Below are 18251 nucleotides of genomic sequence, written 5' to 3'. Positions count from 1 at the left end.
TCCAGCCAACAAGAAAAATGTTAACTTTTTTTATGATTTAAATTTATAATTTAAAAACCGCGACAACGGGATAATGATCAGAAAGTTTCACAGAACGGTCTACTTTATAGCTCACCGGCTGTATTGTTTTTGAAGTAAAAATATAATCAATTCTTATCGGGAATTTGTAATCGTGAAAGCTTGTTGCACTGCCTTTTCCAGCTACTACAAAGGCATCCTGAAGATCTTCCACCAAATGATAATATTCATAAGAATTGGGAACCGAGTTAAAATCTCCGGCGAGAATAACAGGGTAAGGTGAATTTTCTATGCTGTTTCTTACCGATACTATTTGCTCCTGATGCATCTTGAAAGTAGGAATCAGTCTTTTAACAATATTTTTGATTTTCCGTTCATCTTCTTCGCTGCTGCCTTCCAGCTTTACCATGCTTTTTTCAAACTTAAAAGGCTGAAGATACAAATTGATAAACCGGTAAATTTTGCCTTTTATTTCAATATCTGTTTGTGTTGCGTAAGCATTGTTGTAAAAATAATCACTGTTAATCAGCTGTTTCTGATCAATGATCTTATATTTTGTAAAAATGGAAATTATCGGACCTTTCGGGCCTTCTTCCAATCCTTCAAAATGATATTCCTTATTTCCTCCATATTCTTGCAGCAAAACAACATCTGCATTCTGTCCATTAACATAAGATTCTATATTTTTTACTCCAAAACCCCCATTTTTAGCATTAAAGGAAACAATTTTCAAGTCCGAAGCCTCCTCCTTTTTCATTGAATAATTTACCCATCTAATGGTAGAATTGAAGAACAATAATCCCAATGCTAAAAAAATAAAAGCTCTTTTTTTCCAGTTGAAAATCCAGAAAAAAGTCAGTAAAATATAAGCAATTATTAAAACGGGAAACCCCAAAGAAAGTAAATTAAACCAAGGGAAAATCTTTGGCGGAACATAAGCATTCATCAGCATCCCGCATAAAAGCAGGAAAATCCATAAATGCAGGATCAAAAGTATGAGACGAACGACTTTCACGGAAATTAATTAAATCTGTAAATATGCTTTCTCCAGCTTCTGGCTAAAAGCCAGCCAACTAAAGCCCCTCCAACGTGTGCTAAATGGGCAATTCCTCCCGCATTTCCGGATACACCCAGCCAGATTGAAACTAAAATAACAACTGGCATCAAATATTTTACCTTCATTGGGATAGGAATAAACATCATGGCAATTTTTGCATCAGGATATAATGTTGCAAATGCTGCTACAACCCCGAAAATAGCACCAGATGCTCCTACCATTGGTGTTCTTAATACAGCATAAAGCTTTTGTGACAATTCTTGCCCTTCCGGTGTAGTTGCACTAATGTTCAGGTTTCCGGAGTACCCGATCGCTGCTTTAGGATAGATTTCAGAAGCATTTAATCCCAAACTTTCCAGGCCGGAAATAATTTGCTGAACTTCAATAAAATTCCAAAGATTAAATAAGAAAAAAGCTCCCAAACCACTGGCGAAATAAAGGATCAAATATCTCTTTTCACCCAATGACTGCTCCAAAATAGGCCCGAAACTCCACAAAGTCAACATATTAAATAAAATATGCATAAATCCGCCGTGCATAAACATGTGCGTAATAATCTGCCATGATTTAAAATTAGGCGAGAAAGGATAAAATCCTGAAAGCGAATTATATAACTGAGGAAATGCAAAATTAGCTATCAAAAAAACGATAACATTTATAATGATAATATTTCTAGTAATTGGCGGTATATTATTAAACATCTCTAAAACTTATTTTTAAAATCATTAAAAGGAACCTCAAAGAAGCATCTTTTTCCGTTCGGTAAAAATTCCGGGAAGCCTAATGCCGTGAAATCCTTGATCAGCTGTTCCGCATCTTTTTTATAGATAAAATCAAACCTGGATTTAGACTGCATTTTACTCCACTGATTCTGATAGTATTGCAGGAATTCTTCTTCCGTTTTGTATTCCAGAATTTCAAAAAGATTTTCCAGGAATTTCATGACCTGTGTTTCTTTCAATCCTTCGGGAACGGCGTCAATTCTCAGTACACTTTCATGGGCTATACTCATTTCAAAGCCTAATTCCGGAAGGTATTTTTTTATGGATTTGTATTTATTCTTTTCAATCTCATTCATGTGGTATTCCAAAGAGAACAGCAGTGAATGACTGTTTGTAGTTCCTTTTTTCACCGATTTTGTATTTTCAGAAACCACCAGCCTGTGCATTCTTCCAAGATCCAGCATCAGGGTTCTGTCGCCTTTATTGAAAAGCCAGTAGCCATTTGGAAGCCTCATCAGGTCTTCGTCAAAGTCTTCGTCTTCAAATAAATTGATCTTCGAAGGTTCTGCTGCGATATTCTGATGATACATTTCTGCAAGATTCTGTATTTCAGCCTGCTTTACACCTCTTTCCTCCAGAAATGGATTATAGTCTTTATCTACAATAATTTCCGGCATCTTTACAAATCCGCTCCCTCCGCCATTGCTTTTGCTTGGGAACGTTTTCTGCATAATCTCGTCCAGCTGCGGATCTCTTTCAAAATCAAGGCTTGGGGCAACATTGTAAATTCCCAGAGACCTTTTAATAGTGGAACGAAGCAGGGCAAAAATCAAATGTTCATCTTCAAATTTAACTTCCGTTTTTTGAGGATGGATATTAACATCAATCTTCTCCGGATCCAGCTCCAGATAAAGGAAAAACGTAGGAATATAACCCGGCAAAAGCAAGCCTTCAAATGCCTCCTGAACCGCTTTATTGAAATACGGACTTTTAAAATACCTTCCGTTGACAAAAAGAAACTGCTCTCCTCTTGTTTTCTTGGCACCTTCCGGTTTTGCAACAAATCCGTGAAGCTTACACCAGATAATATCTTCTTTAATAGGAATTAACTGAGGCTGCAGCTTCCTTCCGAAAATATCCACAATACGCTGCATCTGGCTTCCTTTTCTCAGCCTGAAAACAGCTTCATCATCATGAAACAAAGAAAATTCAAGATTTTCATGGGCCAGTGCAACCCGCTGAAATTCATCTATAACATGTCTGAATTCGATATTATTATTCTTAAGGAACTTTCTTCTTGCAGGAACGTTGTAAAATAAGTTTTTAACCAAAAAATTAGACCCGTCTGCTGTCTGAATAGGATCCTGAAACTGAAAAACTCCGCCTTCAATGTAGATATTCGTTCCTATGGTTGCATCTTTCTGCTTTGTTCTTAATTCAACCTGGGAAACAGCAGCAATGGAAGCCAGTGCTTCACCACGAAAACCTTTTGTAGCAATTTTAAAAATATCTTCCGTTCCTTTGATTTTGGATGTGGCATGTCTTTCAAACGCCATTCTTGCATCAGTTTCAGACATTCCCTTTCCGTCATCCACCACCTGGATCAGATTTTTTCCGGCGTCTCTTACGATCAATTCTATCTTAGCCGCATCAGCATCTATGGCATTTTCCAAAAGTTCTTTCACAATGGACGCAGGACGCTGCACCACCTCCCCCGCCGCAATTTGGTTGGCCACATGATCCGGTAAAAGCTGAATAATATCTGACATAAAAAACGTAAATCAACTTACAAAAATAGTTAAATGAAAATGGAAATAAAAATATAAAATATATTATTCTGTTCTGATGAATTTAGCTTTAATTATTTTACAGCTTGGCTTAAAAATAATGGTTTTATTAAAAAAACAAACCTGTACAAGCGTTTTATAAATTTTCTGCTTCGTATTAAAATTATATTAAAACAACGATTAACATATTAAAATTTAAACGAAATATATAGAGTTAACAAAAAATTAAAACACAAACAAATTTTATTTTCGTAATAACTATTAACCAAATCACAAATGCATTTATCTTTTCCCCTCGTTGGCTTACACATATTTTCGTGTTTAAAAGTATCTTTTTTAAAAGTTTCCCTTTCGCCATTTACATTACAATAACAATATGAGAAAGATTAAAAAAACTGGAAAAATTAGCAATGAGCAGTCCAATTACTCAAAACTAAGTTCTATAAAATAACAACCCCCGCTTCGGAATATGGAAGCGGAGGGTTGTTTCACAGCTAGTTTACACAAAATTAATACTGATATTTATATCACTTATTTAACATTTATATTCAATTTTTTTTAATTTAAACATAAAATCGAAGCTTAATCTTCAAATACAAGTGTTCTCTTTTTCTCTCTTTTTCCTTTTACCTCAGCTTTAATTTCAGGAATTCCATGAATTTTATCGTATAAATAAGCCATAATATTCGGCTTTTTATAAATTTTACTGTATCTGTACTGCGTATGGAAGTGTCTGATATGGATTTTATAGGCATCATACCCGATGACAACCAGCAGACAAACACTTATCACATAGAAAACTCTGAATTCCAGGTAATAATAAGTTAACCCAGAGAAGACCGCTCCCAAAACATAGGCCGCCATAATGCTTGATAAAAGCTTGGCTCTTCCTACCAATTCCCCGTTTTTTCTGAATTTTTTCTGGGTAAACATAGAAAATAAGATACCAAGGTCAGTAGTAGTACCCGTAAGGTGGGTGGTTTTCACGGAAAAGTTTGAAATACTTGCCGTTAAACCATTCTGCAAACCGGTTGCAAACAACATTAATGCCACCAGATACTGGGTTTCTTCCAATGTTTTCTGGTAATAAAACTGTCCGTAAACTCCTACAAACAATAAGCATAAGATTTCCAGAACCAAAGGCATTGCATGCGCAAAATATTTACTTTTTTTATTAAAGGTGATCACAATAAAATTGGATACGAAACCTCCGAAAAAGAACAGGAAAATCCATGCCCCCACTACGGCAACCTGCGACCAGTTTCCTTTGCTGATCTCTGCTGCCAGAATAGCGTAATGTCCCGTCACGTTTGACGTAAAAGAAAGAAAAATCAGTAGAGATGCTATATTTATAGTACCCGCCGTGAAGGCAGTCAGCGTCCCCAATCTGATGTTGTCTCCCAACGTTCTGCTGTTACTATAATTCCTTAACATTTTTAAAAATTTTTTAGAGTGTTGTGTTATTTTTAGGCTTCTACAAAAATCTCGGCAAGTCTTCCTTTTTCCGGAAGGCTCTCGCGAACCTCAACAGATATTTCCTGAGATTGCAGATCTTTGCATTTTTTGATGTATGGAATTAAATCGAACTTACCTTTTCCTTTACTTTTAATAGATGAAGAGTAATAAGCTTCCTCAATGTTTTCCGCTTTTACATAATTGTTGAAAGTCCTCTGGAAGCTGCCCGTGAAGATATCGCAGACAATTCTTTTGATCAGGTGCGGATATTTATTTTTGATAATTTCGTACGCTTCGCAGAATTCTACTGGTCTCAGCTTATTGAATATCGTGCTTTTTGTGTTAAATAAAAGATCCCTGATAGAATCTCCCGTATCATATCCCGAAACCAAAAGAATATTGTATTGATTCTGGTCTTCCGATGTATCTTTTTCTCTTAATACTTTTTTTAGAATGTTTAAAGATTCCAGAGAATAATCCGTGGCTATTAAAATCGTCTTGGTCATATTTTTAAGATTTAGGTTCGTATTATCTTTTTTTGATGATACAAATCTATATTGACCAAATTAGAAGGCTTTTGGAATAGAATTAAAATGTGATTAAAGAGATTAAAATGAGATTAGAAAGTCGTTAAGGATGGTTAATATCAGAATCCGAAAGTTATTAAAAGGCCTATATATATTACAAAAAATGCTTCGCCTGCTTCGCGCTCAGTATGACATCCCTAATACTAACTAATTGATATTGTCTAACCCGAATTTTAGTCGAATAATATTAAAATGTCATGTTAAGCCTGTAGAATTATCCCAATTAATCTAACTTTCTACTGCCTGTGTACTATAAAAATTCGGGAAGCGCAGCTGTACCGTTGTTCCCTGGTTTTCGTGGGAGCTTACAATCAATTCTCCCTGATGCATTCGGACTATATTTCTGGCGAGCGGAAGGCCGATTCCGTATCCTTCATAATTTTTTGTATTGGAAGCCCGGAAAAAGGGATCGTAAATTTTATTCATTTCTTCCTGGGGAATTCCTATCCCGGTATCTTTTACGATAATGTAAACATCGGTATCCGTCGCCCCAAGTGAAACTTTAACCTGCTGGAAATTAGAGTATTTACAACCGTTTTGGATAATATTTGTTACGGCCAGATGCAGTAACTGCTCGTTACCCTGTACTTTTAATTTCTTCGGATTGTCCGGAAGCATGCTTATATCCAGGTAAATATTATTCCTGGAATCTATTCTTCGTAATGTCTCGATAACATCCCACAAAAGCTGGTCAATACGTACTTTATTCATTTTCTGGATTTTTCCGTCGAAACCAGTTTGGGCAATCATTAACAATGCTTTTATTTTCCGGTCCAGTTTTTCGGCTTCATCAAGGATAATCCCCAGTGTTTCCTTGTATTCTTCATTTGTCCGGCTGATGGAAAGCGCTACGTCTGCTTCACCCATAATAGAGGTAAGCGGTGTTCTCAGCTCATGGGAAACATTTCCGATCAGATGATTTTGGGTTTCAAAAGAGGTTTCAATGCGGTTCAGCATTCCGTTGAACGTATCTACCAATTCATTTAATTCCTTATTATCCGGCTGAGGCTCAAGTCTTAAGTGAAGATTTTCGGAGCTTATTTCCTTTACTTTTCCTGTAATCTTTAAAATAGGTTTAAATAAAGTTTTAGACAAATAAAAAGAGAAAATCATACTAAAGAAAAGCGAAAGTACGATACAAGTGATCAAAGTTCTTTTCAGGAAGCCCAAATAATAAACCACATAATGATTTTTGGCGGAAGCAATAGCGATATAATCTTTATCATCATGCTTGAAAGTCTGCCCTATGTAGTAAAACTCTTTATCATTGTAATTGGCTTCGCCATTTTTCACAATACTTTTGAAAAAATAATCCGGAATATGAACTTCGTGGGAAATTTTTTTATAATTGGAGTCTGAAGGAACAGCAAATACATAATCGCGCTCCATCGGAAGCTCTTCATCATTGATGCTGTTCAGGATATAATTTTCCGGCAGGTCAAGATCATCTTTACTTTTTTCAATCTGAACAATGGTTGCGGTACGGATTTTTAATAATTCATAAAACCTCTGATGGGAAAAGTTGACAATTGAAAAGTACACCAACCCACTGAACAGCAAGATGATGGCTGTAAAAACCAACATCAGAAGCACCATCGTTTTGGTCTGATTTGTAACAACTTTATTAAACATATTTTAAGGTTTTTTCAACACATAGCCCATCCCAATCACCGTGTGAATCAATTTATTATCGTCCTGATTATCCAACTTTTTCCTTAAATAATTCACATATACATCCACCACATTGGTTCCCAGCTCGTAATTTACACCCCAGACTGCATCCAGAATTTCCGCCCGGGAAATCACTTTTTCAGGATTGTTAAGGAAATACAATAGCAGTTTATACTCCGTGGAAGTAAGGGAAATTTCTTCGCCGGCGCGGGTAACTTTTTTAGTGTAATCATTTAAAATCAAATCTGAAAACTGGAAAATATATTCATTATCAATTTCAGGTTCAATAATCTCCGGGGAATTTCCATTATTACTCCTCCTTAGCAAAGACTTTACACGAGCCACTAACTCAATGAACTTAAATGGTTTAACTAAATAATCATCACCACCGCTTTCTAACCCGAGAACAATATTTTCTGAAGTTCCCAGCGCCGTCAAAAATAAAATAGGAACATGCTGATTGGTTTTCCTGATCTCTTTACAGACATCCAAGCCATTCATTTCCGGCAGCATAATATCCAAAATCACCAGATCAAAATCATTGGCCTGCACCAATTGTACCCCTGTACGGCCGTCAAAGGCCACGGAAACTTCGTACCCGTTTTCCTGAAGCCCTTTTTTAATGAAGGATACTACACTGGTTTCGTCTTCGATGAGGATAATTTTTTTCATTGAAATAAGGAATTTTACAAAAATATAAAATTTCAGCTGAAACTAAGACGATCTGAGAGCGGTAAGAATGTATGTGCTTATTTTACTTATCAAAGTTTAAAACCATCTTCGTGTCACATCGCTCATAAGGTGAGTCCGTTACACAAATATGTTCAAAGCCCAGCTTTTCATAAAGCCTTATGGCAGGAACAAGTGAAGAATTTGTTTCAAGAAATATACTTTGAGCATTCATTTCTTTTGCCTTTTCAATCAAAGCCCGCCCAATCAGATATCCTATCTTTTTTCCCTGCGCCTTTGGGCTTACAGCCATTTTTGCAAGCTCAAATGTGAGAGGATTTCCGGAAGATTTTATAAGAGCACAGGTTCCTACTGCTTCATCATTCAAAATCGCAAAAACAATATATCCTCCTTTATCCAAAATATATTCCTGAGGATAATCCAGCATTTTATAATCACTTTCTTCCATTTTGAAAAACTTAGTGATCCATTCTTCGTTCAGGCTTCTGAAATCTTGCTTGAATTTTGTGTCGTAGCTGATTATTTTTACTTCATGAGTATTGTTGTTCATCTTTTTATAATTTTTAAATCCTGTTTTTGATCATTTTTCCTTAATTTCTCAATGTAGGAAGAAAGCTTTCCCCAGGAATTCCCAGTGCAAAATGTGTGACGTCTTTTCCTGCTACAGTCCCGAATATCCTGTCAATAAGATCTTCATGAGAATTTTTGATTCCGAAACTTTCATTTTTGTGACGGAAGGAAGAGCCAGCTTTCTCTGTGAAATCTAGCTTACAAAATATCCGTATTTCGGGCGCGATTCTTCCAAAAAAAACTTTCCAGCTCCATGTAGGCCTGCTACATTGTAGAGCTTCCGGGCGCTTCTCAGAAGACAGCCTGTCCTTAAACTGTAGCGTCTCACATTTGATTTGCCCTGTAACAGATTTTGCGATTTTCAGGTATAGAACATCTTTGGGCATAAAGATCTGTTTTTAAGTAAATTTACAATAATAATAAAACGGTTACTCATTGAGCCAGTCAATCATTTGAAGAATGCTGCTTTCCAGCTGTTCCGGATTTCTGAAGTTTTCTGATTTTTTCGTTTTAAAATAATCATTAGCTTGTCTTAAGAAGTCATTTCTTTCCTGTTCGTTTAAGCTTTCTTTTTCATATATTTCAAAATCTATTTTTCCGCTTTTCAGGACAAGATTGGCGAATGCGATGGCCTCATTTTTCTTTTTTATCATTAAAAATGGAATTCCGAAGTTTTCATTGATCTTATTTAATTTAAATTTCAGAAGAAAAATATTTTTGAGCTCTAAAATATCTGATGCATAGACTTCAGCATAGCCAAGCTGATTCTGGTTTAGAAGTGTTGTTTCCATAATATCTGCTTTACTCAAGCAAATGTATAGACTATTACATGTAAGGTACAGATACAGAAGTTTGTATTTTTAGGGGTACAGAAAGGTAAATTTGAAAGATAAAATTAATGGGTACAAAACAAAACCCTCCGTAATAAAATTACAGAGGGTTTTTAGTACCCTAGGCGGGTCTTTCTGGTTTGTTGGGTTCTTAGCGGTACCTCTCTAACGGACTGACCTTTGCTTCATGCCTTTTGTATTTATACATAATAGTATGAGAAAGACATTTTTTATTTTCAAATGCGACAGGTTTTGTCGCTCTCCATGCGTAGCTTTGGATTATAACACTAGCTAGTAAAATATTTTATAATTTTATCAAAATGACAACAAATCAAACATTAATGACAAAAAAAATTAACTTAATTAAAATCTTAATGCTTTTTGTGTGGACTGCTTTTATTCTCAGTGGATGCAGACAAGAGCTTTTAAAAGATGACGAAGAAAAATTTGACCCTAATGTATCTAAATTTCAAGTGGTTAAACTTTCTGAAATTCCTAATGTTACTAAATATATTAGAAGAAAGACTGGAAGGAACGATTTAAAAATTTTTGTGAAATCAAAAAATAATGCTTTGGGAAAAACAAGCATTGATTTTGCCAATTTGGAAAGTTCTATTATTTTAAAAAAAACAGAAAATGAAATTTCCTATTATGTCTTCAATATCATTAATTATGGGGACGAAAAAACAATCTATAACTTTGAAGTAAAAGAAATAGATAGAGAGATTGTAAGTGATAAAGTTCTCGAATACGCATCTGATATTCCTTCGGAGAGGATCCATATGAAGTTCTTCGAAACTTCACTGGAACTGTCACAGCATATAGCTTAGATGGAAAAGTAATTGCAGAAACAGGATTTATAGGCGGAGAAAATCCTTGCCCTCCTACTAATCCTCCTTCATCTGGAAATCCTCCGGGCGGAGGGACTACTCTTCCTCCAGAGGGAGGCTATCCAAGTTTTCCTACTTATCCAAGTTTTCCATCATTTCCCGGTTCACCCGGGGGAGGAAGCTCTGGAGGAGGAAGCACTACCCAGCCTAGCGAAGGGTGTGATAATCCTGACTCCTATGTTCTCACAAGTGTTGTAATGGATTATGGTGATGGTACAGGCTTAGGAGAGTATATCAATGATTGTGGATGGGTGATGTACAAAAAAGTTGCTTACCTTTCTGCAAATGCTAATAAATCTTTTTCTAAAATTACATCACCTTGTGATGATGGGTCAGGAATAATTGTTTTGCCTTATCCAATAAAAAATGCAACTCCATGTGATAGAGTAAAAGCCATTTCAAATGAAAAAACTTTTAAAGATAATATCACTGCTCTTGAAGGAATGACAGGTTATGATAGTGAAAGAGGATATAGAATGGGCTATCCTCTTCCTAATACTAGCCAAACAGGTATTCAAAATCAATTTCTCCAAAATATGCCCGGAACAAGGCAAGTTGAACTTAAGGCTTTTAGTAATACCTATGCTATATTACACACTCATTACGATGGTTTGTACCCTATTTTTTCTCCTGATGATATTATATTTTTTAATAATTGGTTACTATGGGCAAAATCATGGAATGATATTCCTACTAACATTCCAAAAATTGACTTAAAGAACTTAACTTTAGTAGTTGTTACAAGCTATGGAAATTATATCCTTAAATTTGACGGCACAAATGTTGTGAGTTTACCTACATATTCCCAACAAGAATTAGAGCAACTTAATAAAGACTATATAGATGCTTTGGATAAGTCACACACAAACGGTAATTTCAATAATGAAAAATTAGAAAAAGAGTTTTTAAAATTTGTTGGAAATAAGATGAATATGGCTGGGCTTAAGCTTTTTAAAAGGGAAAATGATGGTTTTATTCCTCGCAAGAATATCCTTTGGACTATAAGGATGATGTTCCCAATGGAGCATATTACAAAGATTTAAATAATGAGCTAGACAAATATGTTGGCTTATGGAAAGGGAATTGGAACGGAAAAACAGTTTATCTCGAATTAAAAAAAGTAAAAACATTTAGCTCTGGAAATAATTCTTATTATCGAGATCGAATACTTGGAGAAAGAAAAATAATTTCTGCAACAGGTAGCGTAGAAATTGATAGATTTCAAATTTTGATTATCAAAATCCTGAATTTTGGGGCTTAACTACTAACTTACAAAATCCTACTCAAAAAAGTTTAATATTTTTCATGAAAAATATGTGTAATAAAAAAGCACAATTAAACATAACTGATTTTACTAATTTAATAGATATTAACACAGGGCAATTAGTTCCACAAATGACTTTACATTTTGAATATTTACCAAGTATTTATGATGAAAATTGCATTCATAATGCTTATGTAAATCAGCATGGAGACTTTCCAATAAATTTCCCTAAAGATATTGTACTAACAAAACAATAATATTAATTTAACCCTCAAAATAGTATTTGAGGGTTTTTTATTTTTATTAAGGATATGTATAAGATTTTGATTTCAATTTTGTTATTTTCAAACATATTTGTGCTTTCACAAAATAGGCTTAGCATCTATGATCCTATCCGGGAAGATACCATTTTCTATTACTTGGAAAATGATAAGATTTTTAAATGCTTTGCGAAAAAAAATATAGGAAAAACAGACAAATGCGAAATAAGAGAAGAGATACTTCCTAATACTCAAGAATATAAAACATGGTTTCGATTCCTCAAGTGTAGAGAGACAAAATCTCCGCTGTACTACAAAAACTATGCTTATGAATTGCCATATAGAACGGGAAAATATCATAAAGTTATACAAGGCTATAATGGAGACTTTAGCCATTATGGGAAAAATGCAATTGATTTTGAAATGCCCATAGGTTCTGAAGTTTTGGCTTCAAGGGGCGGAATTGTAGTTAAAATTGTAAAAAATTATAATCAGGGGTGCTCCTCTCAAGAATGCGCAAAGTATGGAAATTATATTTCAATCTTACATGAAGATGGGACTCGGGCTGAATACTATCATTTAAAACATAATGGAGCTACAGTAAAAGTAGGTGAAAAGGTTGAAAAAGGATATCTGATAGGTTACAGTGGAAATACTGGATGGAGTAGTGTTCCCCATCTGCATTTTGTTTGTTATAGTCCTCCATGTTTCGGAATGTTGGGAGAAACAATCAAAACGCTTTTTAGAACAGGAGACGGCAAGAGAGTTGAATATTTGCAAGAAGGAAAAAGCTATTTAAAAAACTATTAAATAAAAAAGTTTCTGGCAAAAAAGTTTAAAATTCGGCAATTTGTTGGCAAAAACAAAACAAAAAAGGCTTAAAATATTGATTAACAATAAATTAAGCCTTCTTGAAAGTACCCCAGGCGGGACTTGAACCCGCACGCCAAAAGAGGCACAGGATTTTAAGTCCTGCGTGTCTACCAGTTCCACCACCAGGGCATGGAGTGGAGCGAAAAACGGGATTCGAACCCGCGACCCCAACCTTGGCAAGGTTGTGCTCTACCAGCTGAGCTATTTTCGCAAAACGTGTGCGGATGAAGGGACTCGAACCCCCACGCCTCTCGGCACCAGATCCTAAGTCTGGCGTGGCTACCAATTACACCACATCCGCGTGTTTATTAAGTTTTATTTTAAAGAGCTTGTTTCGTTTTTGTGAGTGCAAATATAGGACAATTTTCTTTAGTTGCAAGCCTTTTCAGAAAAAAAGTGCAAAATTTTTATTTTTTTTTCCGCGACACCATTTATTACATTTCATTTTATTACTTTTACATCGTTAATAATTATGATATGGAATTACAAGGAACGGTAAAGAAACTTTTTGAAACTCAAACATTTGCAAGCGGATTTCAGAAGAGAGAAATGGTTATTCTGACGCAGGAGCAGTATCCGCAGCCTATAAACATAGAATTTTTGTCTGATAAGATCAATTTATTAGATAATCTTTCAGAAGGTGAAAATGTAAAGGTGGGAATTAACATCAGAGGAAGAGAATGGGTATCTCCACAGGGAGAAACTAAATATTTCAACTCTATTACAGGCTGGAGAGTAGAGAAAGTTTTCGATAACGGATCGGAACCTACACAGGCTGCACCTTCTCAATCTTCATCACCGGTTTCAAATGAAAATCCGTTTGCCGGAGACGAAGACGATGATTTACCTTTTTAATTAAAGAATACTATCAGATAATAATCCTGCTTTTACAAAGTGGGATTTTTTTTCCTTAAAAATGGTTCGATTAGACGAAAATGAGATATCATTTCCCGATCCTGAAATTTATGACGGGCACGAAGGGCTGATTGCCTTCGGAGGAGACCTTTCCATAGAAAGAATCTGGTTTGCCTATCAGCTGGGGATTTTTCCGTGGTATAATCCAGGGGAAGAGATTCTGTGGTGGTGTCCAGACCCCAGGTTTGTTTTGTATCCGAAAGAGCTGAAAGTTTCAAAATCTATGAGGAAAATACTTGACAGGAATGTTTTTACCTTTTCTGAGAATAAAAATTTCAGGGAAGTCATCAAAAACTGTCAACAGGTAACCCGGAAAGGGCAAACCGGAACCTGGCTTTCTGATGAACTGATGGAATCTTTTATACAACTTCATAAATATGGCCTGGCAAAAAGCATCGAAGTATGGCAGAATGAAGAGCTTGTCGGAGGCTTTTACGGACTTCAGGTAGGAAATGTTTTCTGTGGCGAAAGTATGTTTACTAAGGTAAACAATGCTTCTAAGGCAGGATTTATTCATTTTGTGGAAAGTCATAAAAATAAGATTAAACTTATTGACTGCCAGTCGCATACAGAACACCTGGAAAGCCTTGGAGCAAGGATGATTCCGAAAAAAGAATTTTTAAAAATTTTACATAAGAAAAAAAATGAACGCAAATAATGAGAAATGGATTCTTCTGATTGTTTTAAGCATCATCTGGGGATCATCTTTTATCTTGATAAAAAAATCCCTGGAGCATTTCAATCCTTATCAGGTAGGAGCTTTGCGGGTTTTGATTGCAGGAATTATTTTGCTGCCGATTGCGATTTCAAAATATAAATTATTTCCTAAAAAACATCTGAAATGGCTGCTTTTAGCCGCTTTTACAGGTAACTTCATTCCCATGTTCTTATTTCCTATTGCGGAAACTGAGGTAAGCAGCAGCATTGCAGGAATTATCAACTCCATGATGCCTATTTTTGTAATTATTGTAGGCGCTTTAGCATGGAAATTTGAAACTACAAAACAGCAGATGGTGGGGACGTTGATTAGTTTTACTGGCGTTTGTTTACTGGCTTTCGGAGGAGATGGTGAGGGCGGAAAATTTAAACTGATTCCGATTTTATTGTTATTATTGGCCACTTTATGCTATGCAATAAGCACTACAACCGTAAAATCTAAACTAATGGAGGTTTCATCTACGGTTTTATCAGCTTTCGTTTTCTCTTTCGTTTTATTTTTTCCTTCATTGATTTCTTTAAGCTTTACCGGATTTTTTTCAACGTTTAGCTTTAGTAAAGATAATATGTTGGGATTGATGTTTGTGAGCTTATTATCCATTTTCGGGACAGGGTTGGCTATGATGATGAATTATCGTCTATTAAAGGTATCTTCACCGCTTTTTGCTTCTACAGTTACTTTATTGATGCCGATTGTAGCGATTATCTGGGGAGTCCTGGACGGTGAAAAACTTTCGGTTTTACAATTTGTGGGAGCAAGCATTATTATTGCAGGGTTAATATTTTTGAGAACAAAACCGAATGTTATTAATAAATAATTGAGTTCGAAAAAGAGACGGGAAGCTGGAAGAGAGAGGCTGGAAGTTACTTTCGGACCTTTTTAATAGAGTTTTTTTAAATTATTAAACTATAAAAAATAATCCTGCAGTTTATCGCTGCAGGATTTTTATCTAAATTGATTAGTTGATATCGAAGCGGCTGTAAATCTCAGCTTCATCATCAGGTCTTAGCCTTCAGAATTTTTCTTCCTAACCTTTGCTTTCGCTTTCTTCACCTCATCTTTAATGAAAGGATATTTTTTCTGCATATCCGAAACCAATGAAGGGTCCAGCTCCAGTGCTTTTAATAAAGTTTCTTTGCCTTTTTCCTGATCCTTCAGGTTAAAGTAGCAGTTGCTCAGCTGATAGAATAATTCTGCCCTGTGATGCGCTTTTACGGCTTTATTCAAAACCAGAATCGCTTCTTCGTACTCACCCAAAAGCATCAATACTTCTGAATAAGCATACCAGTTGTAGAATCTCGTAGGCTCAGCGTCCACCAGCTTTTTCAGGCAAGTAAGACTCTCTTCAAACTTCCCTGAATCAATGAATAAAAATGCTAATCTTTTCTGGTAATCAAGGTTATTTTCATTCAGATGGGTGGCTTCTCTTGCGAAGTGTAACGCTTCTGTCATTCCGCCCATTTCCTCGTAAAGGTAAGACTGCTCCATCATAGACAGGTAAAACTGCGGGTCTTCCCTTAACGATTTCTGAAATGCATTTAAAGCTACAATAGGCTGCTTTAAAGCTTTATAGCAAAGTCCGATTTTATAAAATGTAAATGCCTTCGTGTATTCCAGCTCCAGCATTTCCTCGTAAACTTCTATTGCTTTTTTATATTGGCCCAATGCTTCGTAGCATGCTGCTTTATTTGCATAAACGCCAACAGAGCTTGAGTTGATCGCCAGTAAGTAATCATATCCTTTTATGGCTTCCTCATAATTTTTTCTGTTGAAATAAAACTGCCCGTATTCAAACCATGCTACCTCAGAATAAGCAAATTCATCCAAGTATTCATTTAGAAAGGCAATTGCCTCCTCGTTCTTATTCAGATCTGCAAAGCAAATCATACAGTTCTCCAACGCATAATCATCCGTAGGGTCTTCTTTAAGCGCTTTTCTGTAATGTTTAAGAGCGTTAAAAGGATCTCCGAGATTTACATATTCATCTGCAATAAAATTGTGAAGAAAATTCTCTTCTTCACCAAGTGTCAAGGCTTTTTTGCAAATGTCTATTGATTTTCTGGGATTTCCTAAATTCGAATAATACTTCGCATAGCAAACCAAAAAGTCTGTATTTTCCATAGAAGAACCTTTCAGCTCATCGATAAGCTCTTTTGCCGTATTATAATCTTCCCATTCCAGAAGAATTTCAAGCTTTTTGATCTTGATATCCAGGGAATTGGGATGAAGCTTCAGACCATAATTAACAGCAGTATCTGCATAATTAAAGTCGCCGAGCTCCAGATAATAAACAATAATGTCTTCTAACTCTTCTGTATCAAAGTAGAATTCATCATTATTTTCCATCATTTCCTCGAACTTTTTTACAAGTTCATTTCCAAAATATTCTTCCAATATAAAACAGTTTTAAGATTTAAGACTTGAGATATGAGATATACAAATACTCGGTTCTGAAAATCTTAGTACTATAAATTTAATAATAATTACGATTAAAATGATGAAAGAGATGTTAAATTTTATTAAATCAAACTATTGATTTTGGCTATCATTTCATCACCTAATCTGTCGGCCTCTTCCTGAGATTTAGCCTCTGTATAAATCCTGATAATGGGCTCTGTATTAGACTTTCTAAGATGCACCCAATTATTTTCAAAATCTATTTTAACGCCGTCTACGGTAGAAACCTCTTCATTTTGATACTCTTTTTCCATTTTAGTTAAAAGGGCATCTACATCAATCTCCGGAGTAAGCTCAATTTTCTTTTTGCCCATGAAATAACTTGGGTATCCGGCTCTCAGCTCAGAAACCGTTTTATTTTCTTTAGCCAGATGCGTTAAAAACAAAGCCACACCTACCAAAGAATCTCTTCCGTAATGAAGATCAGGATAGATAATTCCACCATTTCCTTCCCCTCCAATCACTGCATTTTTCTCTTTCATTAAAGTAACTACATTTACTTCTCCTACTGCACTCGCAAAATACTCTGAGTTGTGGGTCTGCGCCACATCTCTCAATGCACGGCTTGAGGAAAGGTTTGAAATGGCTGCACCATTCTTATTTTTCAATAAATAATCTGCAACGGCTACCAATGTATATTCTTCCCCGAACATTTCACCTTTTTCGTCAATCAAAGCTAATCTGTCCACGTCCGGATCTACAACAACCCCAAAGTCTGCCCCTTCTTTTTTCACCAATTCACAAATGTCTCCCAAATGCTCCTTCAATGGCTCAGGATTGTGCGGAAAATGACCTGTAGGTTCGCAATACAATTTTACCGTTTCACAACCAAGCTTGTCCAGTAACATTGGAATTGCAATACCTCCCGTAGAATTTACAGCATCTAAAACCACTTTGAATTTTTTAGCTTTAATAGCTTCTGCATCTACCATCGGCAGGTCAAGAATCTGTTGGATATGAATATCTAAAGCATCATCCCTGGTTTCATATTTCCCTAAATCATCCACTTCCGCATAATTGAAGTCTTCGCTTTCAGCCAAAGCAAGAACTTCTGCCCCATTTTCCCCGCTGATGAACTCTCCTTTATCGTTTAATAATTTTAACGCATTCCATTGTTTTGGATTGTGAGAAGCGGTCAAAATAATTCCGCCGTCTGCCTTCAGCTCCGGAACCATTATTTCAACAGTCGGGGTAGTAGAAAGTCCTAAATCAACCACGTTGATCCCCAGTCCCTGCAATGTTGCCGTAACGAGAGAAGAAACCATCTGTCCGGAGATTCTTGCGTCTCTTCCGATAACAAGCGTTAAATCTTTTTTATTTTTATTATTCTGAAGCCATGTTCCGAATGCAGAAGCAAATTTTACCACATCAAGCGGTGTCAGGTTATCATTTACTTTTCCTCCAATTGTTCCTCTTATTCCTGAAATAGATTTGATTAGCGACATTAATGTATCTGTTTTTTGGTTTTGCTTAAATAAAATTTTTGC

At 35.7% G+C, this 18251-nt stretch carries 20 protein-coding genes and 3 tRNA genes; 8 read left to right on the top strand and 15 right to left on the bottom strand.

Annotation, left to right across the window (positions count from 1 at the left end; translation table 11 throughout):
• Positions 1-43: 43 nt before the first annotated feature.
• The 10 genes from H560_RS0103155 to H560_RS0103110 form a co-directional block, all read right to left on the bottom strand.
• The gene (locus H560_RS0103155; RefSeq protein WP_027378693.1) at positions 44-1033 is read right to left on the bottom strand and encodes an endonuclease/exonuclease/phosphatase family protein; all 990 of its coding nucleotides are present in this window, start codon (positions 1031-1033) and stop codon (positions 44-46) included.
• A 5-nt stretch (positions 1034-1038) separates the two neighbouring features.
• A complete protein-coding gene (locus H560_RS0103150; protein ID WP_027378692.1) occupies positions 1039-1776 on the bottom strand; it encodes a rhomboid family intramembrane serine protease in 738 nt (245 codons plus the stop codon).
• Between the two features lie 2 nt (positions 1777-1778).
• A complete protein-coding gene (mutL, locus tag H560_RS0103145; RefSeq protein WP_027378691.1) occupies positions 1779-3566 on the bottom strand; it encodes a DNA mismatch repair endonuclease MutL in 1788 nt (595 codons plus the stop codon).
• 600 nt (positions 3567-4166) lie between these two features.
• The gene (locus tag H560_RS0103140; protein ID WP_027378690.1) at positions 4167-5018 is read right to left on the bottom strand and encodes a YoaK family protein; all 852 of its coding nucleotides are present in this window, start codon (positions 5016-5018) and stop codon (positions 4167-4169) included.
• A gap of 32 nt (positions 5019-5050) precedes the next feature.
• Positions 5051-5545: a hypothetical protein gene (locus H560_RS0103135; RefSeq protein ID WP_027378689.1), complete on the bottom strand. Its 495-nt coding sequence runs from the start codon at positions 5543-5545 to the stop codon at positions 5051-5053.
• 309 nt (positions 5546-5854) lie between these two features.
• On the bottom strand, positions 5855-7258 hold the full coding sequence (locus tag H560_RS0103130; protein ID WP_027378688.1) for a sensor histidine kinase: 1404 nt from the start codon (positions 7256-7258) through the stop codon (positions 5855-5857).
• Between the two features lie 3 nt (positions 7259-7261).
• Positions 7262-7969, bottom strand: a complete 708-nt coding sequence (locus tag H560_RS0103125; RefSeq protein ID WP_027378687.1) for a response regulator transcription factor — start codon at positions 7967-7969, stop codon at positions 7262-7264.
• Positions 7970-8051: 82 nt separating this feature from the next.
• The gene (locus H560_RS0103120) at positions 8052-8537 is read right to left on the bottom strand and encodes a GNAT family N-acetyltransferase (protein ID WP_027378686.1); all 486 of its coding nucleotides are present in this window, start codon (positions 8535-8537) and stop codon (positions 8052-8054) included.
• A 40-nt stretch (positions 8538-8577) separates the two neighbouring features.
• Positions 8578-8943: a hypothetical protein gene (locus H560_RS0103115; RefSeq protein ID WP_027378685.1), complete on the bottom strand. Its 366-nt coding sequence runs from the start codon at positions 8941-8943 to the stop codon at positions 8578-8580.
• A gap of 42 nt (positions 8944-8985) precedes the next feature.
• Positions 8986-9348, bottom strand: a complete 363-nt coding sequence (locus H560_RS0103110) for a hypothetical protein (protein ID WP_027378684.1) — start codon at positions 9346-9348, stop codon at positions 8986-8988.
• Between the two features lie 359 nt (positions 9349-9707).
• Between H560_RS0103110 and H560_RS0103105 the strand changes: the two genes are divergently transcribed.
• The 5 genes from H560_RS0103105 to H560_RS22240 all read left to right on the top strand — a co-directional run bounded on the left by H560_RS0103105 (position 9708) and on the right by H560_RS22240 (position 12611).
• The gene (locus H560_RS0103105) at positions 9708-10217 is read left to right on the top strand and encodes a hypothetical protein (RefSeq protein WP_027378683.1); all 510 of its coding nucleotides are present in this window, start codon (positions 9708-9710) and stop codon (positions 10215-10217) included.
• 257 nt (positions 10218-10474) lie between these two features.
• Positions 10475-11320, top strand: coding sequence for a hypothetical protein (locus tag H560_RS0103100; protein ID WP_027378682.1), 846 nt, complete (start codon positions 10475-10477; stop codon positions 11318-11320).
• Complete coding sequence (locus H560_RS21010) at positions 11272-11538, top strand: DUF6705 family protein (protein ID WP_051289127.1); 267 nt, start codon at positions 11272-11274, stop codon at positions 11536-11538. Before H560_RS0103100 ends, H560_RS21010 begins: the two co-directional genes overlap by 49 nt.
• Positions 11539-11591: 53 nt before the next feature.
• Positions 11592-11798, top strand: a complete 207-nt coding sequence (locus tag H560_RS23235) for a hypothetical protein (RefSeq protein ID WP_027378681.1) — start codon at positions 11592-11594, stop codon at positions 11796-11798.
• Positions 11799-11852: 54 nt separating this feature from the next.
• A complete protein-coding gene (locus H560_RS22240; RefSeq protein ID WP_051289125.1) occupies positions 11853-12611 on the top strand; it encodes a M23 family metallopeptidase in 759 nt (252 codons plus the stop codon).
• A 108-nt stretch (positions 12612-12719) separates the two neighbouring features.
• Here H560_RS22240 and H560_RS0103080 read toward each other — a convergent pair.
• The 3 genes from H560_RS0103080 to H560_RS0103070 form a co-directional block, all read right to left on the bottom strand.
• Positions 12720-12803: transfer RNA gene (locus H560_RS0103080), tRNA-Leu, on the bottom strand.
• A gap of 6 nt (positions 12804-12809) precedes the next feature.
• Positions 12810-12885, bottom strand: a tRNA-Gly gene (locus H560_RS0103075).
• Between the two features lie 8 nt (positions 12886-12893).
• Positions 12894-12975 (bottom strand) — tRNA-Leu (locus tag H560_RS0103070).
• 176 nt (positions 12976-13151) lie between these two features.
• On the opposite strand from H560_RS0103070, the gene H560_RS0103065 reads away from it, so the two are divergent.
• From H560_RS0103065 to H560_RS0103055, 3 genes are all read left to right on the top strand, one after another.
• Entirely contained in the window at positions 13152-13529 is a 378-nt protein-coding gene (locus tag H560_RS0103065) for a DUF3127 domain-containing protein (protein WP_027378680.1), read from the top strand.
• Positions 13530-13590: 61 nt separating this feature from the next.
• Positions 13591-14247: a leucyl/phenylalanyl-tRNA--protein transferase gene (aat, locus tag H560_RS0103060; protein ID WP_027378679.1), complete on the top strand. Its 657-nt coding sequence runs from the start codon at positions 13591-13593 to the stop codon at positions 14245-14247.
• The gene (locus H560_RS0103055; protein ID WP_027378678.1) at positions 14234-15124 is read left to right on the top strand and encodes a DMT family transporter; all 891 of its coding nucleotides are present in this window, start codon (positions 14234-14236) and stop codon (positions 15122-15124) included. The genes aat and H560_RS0103055 overlap by 14 nt, the downstream gene beginning before the upstream one ends.
• 188 nt (positions 15125-15312) lie before the next feature.
• Here H560_RS0103055 and H560_RS0103050 read toward each other — a convergent pair whose 3' ends face one another.
• Positions 15313-16701 (bottom strand): tetratricopeptide repeat protein, encoded by a 1389-nt coding sequence (locus tag H560_RS0103050; RefSeq protein ID WP_027378677.1) that lies wholly within the window; start codon positions 16699-16701, stop codon positions 15313-15315.
• Positions 16702-16826: 125 nt separating this feature from the next.
• Positions 16827-18209, bottom strand: coding sequence for a phosphoglucosamine mutase (glmM, locus tag H560_RS0103045; protein WP_027378676.1), 1383 nt, complete (start codon positions 18207-18209; stop codon positions 16827-16829).
• Positions 18210-18251: the final 42 nt, after the last annotated feature.

The organism is Chryseobacterium daeguense DSM 19388 (assembly GCF_000430825.1).
Taxonomy (GTDB): Bacteria; Bacteroidota; Bacteroidia; order Flavobacteriales; family Weeksellaceae; genus Chryseobacterium; species Chryseobacterium daeguense.
Note: the sequence above shows the minus strand (reverse complement) of the source record. Positions and strands in the feature narration are given on the sequence as shown.

Excerpts from the sequence above, each read along its gene's own strand:
- H560_RS0103150 (WP_027378692.1), bottom strand. The coding sequence starts at position 1,776 with ATGTTTAATAATATACCGCCAATTACTAGAAATATTATCATTATAAAT.
- mutL (WP_027378691.1), bottom strand. The coding sequence starts at position 3,566 with ATGTCAGATATTATTCAGCTTTTACCGGATCATGTGGCCAACCAAATT.
- H560_RS0103140 (WP_027378690.1), bottom strand. The coding sequence starts at position 5,018 with ATGTTAAGGAATTATAGTAACAGCAGAACGTTGGGAGACAACATCAGA.
- H560_RS0103135 (WP_027378689.1), bottom strand. The coding sequence starts at position 5,545 with ATGACCAAGACGATTTTAATAGCCACGGATTATTCTCTGGAATCTTTA.
- H560_RS0103130 (WP_027378688.1), bottom strand. The coding sequence starts at position 7,258 with ATGTTTAATAAAGTTGTTACAAATCAGACCAAAACGATGGTGCTTCTG.
- H560_RS0103125 (WP_027378687.1), bottom strand. The coding sequence starts at position 7,969 with ATGAAAAAAATTATCCTCATCGAAGACGAAACCAGTGTAGTATCCTTC.
- H560_RS0103120 (WP_027378686.1), bottom strand. The coding sequence starts at position 8,537 with ATGAACAACAATACTCATGAAGTAAAAATAATCAGCTACGACACAAAA.
- H560_RS0103115 (WP_027378685.1), bottom strand. The coding sequence starts at position 8,943 with ATGCCCAAAGATGTTCTATACCTGAAAATCGCAAAATCTGTTACAGGG.
- H560_RS0103110 (WP_027378684.1), bottom strand. The coding sequence starts at position 9,348 with ATGGAAACAACACTTCTAAACCAGAATCAGCTTGGCTATGCTGAAGTC.
- H560_RS0103105 (WP_027378683.1), top strand. The coding sequence starts at position 9,708 with ATGACAACAAATCAAACATTAATGACAAAAAAAATTAACTTAATTAAA.
- H560_RS0103100 (WP_027378682.1), top strand. The coding sequence starts at position 10,475 with ATGGATTATGGTGATGGTACAGGCTTAGGAGAGTATATCAATGATTGT.
- H560_RS23235 (WP_027378681.1), top strand. The coding sequence starts at position 11,592 with ATGTGTAATAAAAAAGCACAATTAAACATAACTGATTTTACTAATTTA.
- H560_RS22240 (WP_051289125.1), top strand. The coding sequence starts at position 11,853 with ATGTATAAGATTTTGATTTCAATTTTGTTATTTTCAAACATATTTGTG.
- H560_RS0103065 (WP_027378680.1), top strand. The coding sequence starts at position 13,152 with ATGGAATTACAAGGAACGGTAAAGAAACTTTTTGAAACTCAAACATTT.
- aat (WP_027378679.1), top strand. The coding sequence starts at position 13,591 with ATGGTTCGATTAGACGAAAATGAGATATCATTTCCCGATCCTGAAATT.
- H560_RS0103055 (WP_027378678.1), top strand. The coding sequence starts at position 14,234 with ATGAACGCAAATAATGAGAAATGGATTCTTCTGATTGTTTTAAGCATC.
- glmM (WP_027378676.1), bottom strand. The coding sequence starts at position 18,209 with ATGTCGCTAATCAAATCTATTTCAGGAATAAGAGGAACAATTGGAGGA.